Consider the following 4,536-nt stretch of genomic DNA (forward strand, 5'->3'; position numbering starts at 1 on the left):
CTTGGGGGGCGGCTGTGTCTTTTTTTCACCCGCCCCCGCGGCCGGCCCCCGCGCCGCTTTCCGCGCGCCCGCGGCCGCGCCCGCCGGCCCGTCCGGCGGCGGAATGCTCAGCGTCCCGGAGCCGCCCTCCGCCCCGGCGTTCTCCGCCCCCGCCCCCGTGCCCATGCCCCCCGTACCCCCCGCCCCCGTGGCACCCGGCTTCGCCGGCTACGGCGGCCCACCCGCCCCCGGCGCCCCGGCCCCCGCCGGGGCCCCGATGCCGCAGGCCTTCGGCGGCGCCCCGCCGGCCGAGGCCCTCCGCTCCGCGCGCCGCCGCGGCGCGACCCCACCGCCCGACACCGGCTTCGTCCCGGCGGCCGACCTGCTCGACTACCCCGACCTCCAGCTGGCCGGCCCCGACGCCCCCGCCGACCGCCGCGGCACCCTGCGCCCCGACCCGGCCCGGCTCGAACACGAAACCTGGCAGCAGATCCACCCGGGCATCCGCCTGACCGGCCTCGCCCTCCCCCGCCACGCCGTCCCGCCCCGCGTCTCGGCCGGCTCCTTCGACCACCGCTTCGATGCCGCCGCCCCCGCCGACGTCCCCTCCGACGGCACCTGGCACACCGTCACGGTGGACGAGATCCCGCTCTCCGTCAGCCCCGAGTACGTCACCGTCCCGGCCGTCGAGGAGAAGGTGTACGCGACCCTGGTGCTCGCCAACCGCACCGACCGCGCCGTGCTGGCCGGCCCGGTCGAGGTCACCGTGGACGACGAGTTCCTGCTCACCGCCGCCCTGCCGACCCTCGCCCCGGGCGGCACCCGGAGCCTGGGCATCGGCGTCACCGAGAGCGTCGAGGTGGCGCGCCGCACCGAGCTGCGCGAGTCCGCCACCGGCATGCTGAAGGGCAACAGCACCGTGCTCGACCACCGGGTGCACGTCCACCTGGCGAACCGCCTCGGCCGCCCCGTCACGGTCGAGGTCCGCGAGCGCGTGCCGGTCGCCTCGGACACCGAGATCCGGATCGAGGAGCGAGCGGACTGGCAGGCCCCGGCCGTCCCCACCCCGGAGTGCCCGGTCGGCACCCGGCTCTGGCGGGTCGAGCTGGCGCCGGGTGGCCGCACCGAGCTGGACGGCGGCTACCAGATCAAGATCCCGGCCGGAAAGGCCATCGTCGGCGGAAACCGGAGGAACTGACCAGATGACCGAAGAGACCGTTCCCCTCCCCCTCCCAGCTGCCCTCCCCGTTCCCACCGCCCCCGTTCCCCCCTCTCTCCCCGTCACCGCCGCCCTCCCCGTCACCGCCGTCACCTGCCTGGAGGACCGGGCCCAGGTCGAGCGCTCGGTGACCGTCCGACTCACCGCGGGCGTCCAGCGGCTGCGGCTGGGCCCGCTCACCGCCCTCGCCGTGGACCGCACCCTGCGCGCCGAGTCCGCCACCCCCGGCACCCGGGTGCTGGAGGCCCGGCTGGTGCGCTCCTGGTCCCCGCGCGCGCCGCTGCCGCCCGGCCCGGCGGACTCCGCGCTGCGCCACCGCCTGCACGGGCTGGAGGCCGAGTACCGCCTCGCGGACCGGACCCGCGCCCGACTGGAGGCCCGGCTCGCCCTGCTCGCCCAGCTGACCGCGGACCTGCTGCGCGAGGTCGGCGAGGGCGCCGGCGTCGGCGAGATCGAGCGCACCCGCTGGGCCCGCGAGCTGGACCGGGTGGACGCCGAGCGCGAGCGCCACGGCGAGGAGCTGCGCGCGACCCGTTCCCGGCTGCGCCGCCTGGACGAGGAGCGCTCCCAGGCCCTGCTGGCCCTGGACGAGGCCGAGGAGGAGCCCGCCGAGCTGCACGCCCACCTGGAGCTCACGGTCGAGGCCGAGCGCCCCGGCCCGGCCGAGCTGACCGTCCACCACCTGGTGCCCTGCGCGCTGTGGCGCCCCTCCTACCGCGCCACGCTGGGCTCCGACGGCCTGCGCCTGGAGTCGGAGGCGGTGGTCTGGCAGCGCACCGGCGAGGACTGGACCGGCGCCCGGCTGACCTTCTCCACCGCCCGCTCCGCCCTGGCCACCGACCCGCCGGTGCTCGCCGAGGACCTGCTGGTCCTGCGCGAGCGCACCGACGAGGAGCGCCGCACGGTCGAGGTCGAGCTGCGCGAGGAGGAGGTCAGCACCCTGGGCCCGGACGCCGCCGTCCCCGGCCTGGACGACGGCGGCGAGGTCCGGGTGCTGCCCGCCCCCGCCCCGGCCACCGTCCCCTCCGACGGCCGCGCCCACCGGGTCCCGCTGGGCGCCTTCACCGGCCCGGCGAGCAGCGAGTTCGCCTGCGCCCCGGAGCTGTCCCCGCTGGTCACCCGGGTGGTCCGGTTCCGCAACGCGGCCGGGCACCCGCTGCTGGCCGGCCCGGTCGAGCTGGTCCGCGGCAGCGGCTTCACCGGCCGCGGCGAGCTGCGCTTCACCGCCGCCGGCGCCGACGCCGAACTGTCCTTCGGCAGTACGGACGGCTACCGGGTGGTCCGCGAGACCGAGGAGCGCAGCGGCACCACCGCCCTGAGCGGCCGCCGGACCACCACCCGGACCGTCCGGCTGCACCTGTCCCGCTTCTCCGGCCCGGAGGAGCACGACGAGCAGCTGGTCACGGTCCGCGAGCGGGTGCCGGTCTCCGAGGTCGCCGAGGTCGAGGTGCGGCTGCGCAAGGAGGAGTGCTCCCCGGCTCCGGACGCCTTCGACGCCGAGGGCATCGTCCGCTGGGACGTCCCGCTCGGCCCGGGCGCCCGCCGCAGCCTCACCCTGGTGTACGAGGTGTCCGCCGCCGCCAAGGTGGCCGGGCTGTGACGCCGGAGGCCCCGTGACGACCGCTCAGGACCGGAAAGCGGGTACAAAAGGAACATGATCCTCCATCTCGCCCCCCTGGACGACTGGCTGTCCGACCCCGGCCGCCCGTACGCCACCGCGTCGCTGCTCACCGACGGGTTCATCCACTGCTCGGCGGACGAGCGGACGGCGCTCGCGGTGGCCAACTCCTTCTTCGCCGACACCCCGGACCCGCTGATGGTGCTGCTGATCGAGGAGGCACTGGTGGAGCCGATGGTCAAGTGGGAGGCCGCCCACGGCGCCCCGCCGCCCGGCGCCACCCCCGGCGTGCTGTTCCCGCACATCTACGGGCGGCTGAACCGGTCCGCCGTGGTCGGGCTGGAGAAGGTCGACCGCGGCCCGGACGGCCACTGGGCCTCGCTCAGCCCCTGGAGCTGAGCGGCCGACCCGCCCCACAGCCACCCCGGATCACAGCCGACCCGCCTCACAGCCACCCCCGCTCCCGGGCCGCCATCCCGGCCTGGAAGCGGGTGGTGGCGCCCAGCGAGCGCATCAGGGCCTGCAACCGCCGCTGGGTGGTCCGGGCGCTCCAGCCCAGCGAACGGGCGATCGACTCGTCGGTCAGCCCGGCGGCCAGCAGCCCCAGCAGCTTGCGGTGGTCGGCGTCCGGCTCCGGCGAGGCGTCCCCGGTGCCGATCGCGGCCTGCAACTGCACGGCCCGCTCCCACTCGGCCTCGAACAGCGTGTCCAGTGCCTGGAGCAGCGCCGAGGGGTGGATCACGTAGGCCGCGTCCAGCACGCTGTCGCCGACGCTGATCGGGATGATCGCCATCCGGTCGTCCGAGATGATCATCTTCATTGGCAGCGTCGGCCGCACCCGCGCCTCCTCACCGTCCGCGACGCCGACCAGGATGTTCCGCTCCAGGCGGCCGGGCCAGGCCACCGCCTCCCGGTCGTAGATCGTCCGGAACCGCAGGCCCTCCCGCAGCCGCCGCCGCTGCAACGGCATCGCCGAAACCGGGTCCTGGATGTACGGCGGGCGGTCGAAGCCGCGGACCTGGTACTGGCTGCTCCCGGTGATGTGCTCCAGCCGCTGGGCGATCGCCTCGCCGCCGGTCAGCACCTCCACCGAGTGCGCCGGGTCGGTGTACCGCGAGGCCTCCCGGAAGGCGTCCATCAGCCGGTGCATCTCGGCCCGGGCGCTGCGCAGCTCGGACTCCCGGTGGCCGATCAGGGTCCCTATCGCCACGTCCGGGGCGACCGGCAGGTAGCGCTCCCGGTCCACCGGGGCCCGGGTGGCCATCCCCTGCTGCGCCAACCGGTCCAGCGCGCGCACGCCCTGCTGGAGCGTCAGGCCGCAGCTCTCGGCCAGCTCCTCCGCCGTGGACTGCGGGTTGGCGACCAGTGCCGCGTACACCTGCCCGTCCGGCTCGGCCAGTCCCAACGGGCCGAGCGCGTGTCCGGCGGACCGCCCCAGTGCTGCATCGGACACGACGCCGTCTCCCCCTGCTCGCTCCGGAACACCCCTCCGGCCGCCCGTACTGGCGCGGTCCCGCCACGCGGCGGGGCGGTGGTCCGGTGGCCATCCTCGGCCACGGATCATGGCGCTGACAAGGCCGTGACCAGCGGTTGCGTCCCGGCTCACACACGTCGGAGGGGGGCCCCCCCCCCCCCCCGGGGGGGGCCCCCCCCCACCCACGCCCGGAGGGGCGGGGGGGGCCCGCGCCCCCCCCCCCCCCCCCCGCGGGCCCCCCGGGGT

4 protein-coding genes are annotated in these 4,536 nt (G+C 76.8%); 3 read left to right on the forward strand and 1 reads right to left on the reverse strand.

Features of this window, described 5'->3' with window-relative positions; all coding sequences use genetic code 11:
• Positions 1–187: 187 nt before the first annotated feature.
• The 3 genes from ACFWXO_RS30690 to ACFWXO_RS30700 are packed head-to-tail and all read left to right on the forward strand — an operon-like array spanning position 188 to position 3,215.
• Entirely contained in the window at positions 188–1,177 is a 990-nt protein-coding gene (locus tag ACFWXO_RS30690; RefSeq protein WP_380527694.1) for a DUF4139 domain-containing protein, read from the forward strand.
• A gap of 4 nt (positions 1,178–1,181) precedes the next feature.
• Complete coding sequence (locus ACFWXO_RS30695; protein WP_380527696.1) at positions 1,182–2,798, forward strand: DUF4139 domain-containing protein; 1,617 nt, start codon at positions 1,182–1,184, stop codon at positions 2,796–2,798.
• Positions 2,799–2,852: 54 nt separating this feature from the next.
• Positions 2,853–3,215: a DUF952 domain-containing protein gene (locus ACFWXO_RS30700; protein WP_375887095.1), complete on the forward strand. Its 363-nt coding sequence runs from the start codon at positions 2,853–2,855 to the stop codon at positions 3,213–3,215.
• A 46-nt stretch (positions 3,216–3,261) separates the two neighbouring features.
• On the opposite strand, the gene ACFWXO_RS30705 is transcribed toward ACFWXO_RS30700, so the two are convergent.
• On the reverse strand, positions 3,262–4,269 hold the full coding sequence (locus ACFWXO_RS30705; protein ID WP_375887094.1) for a helix-turn-helix domain-containing protein: 1,008 nt from the start codon (positions 4,267–4,269) through the stop codon (positions 3,262–3,264).
• Between the last annotated feature and the right edge of the window lie 267 nt (positions 4,270–4,536).

This window comes from Kitasatospora sp. NPDC059088 (genome assembly GCF_042738155.1).
GTDB lineage: Bacteria > Actinomycetota > Actinomycetes > Streptomycetales > Streptomycetaceae > Kitasatospora.

What these genes read in the sequence shown, in the direction of transcription:
- ACFWXO_RS30700 (WP_375887095.1), top strand. Translation starts at nt 2,853, where the DNA reads ATGATCCTCCATCTCGCCCCCCTGGACGACTGGCTGTCCGACCCCGGC.
- ACFWXO_RS30695 (WP_380527696.1), top strand. Translation starts at nt 1,182, where the DNA reads ATGACCGAAGAGACCGTTCCCCTCCCCCTCCCAGCTGCCCTCCCCGTT.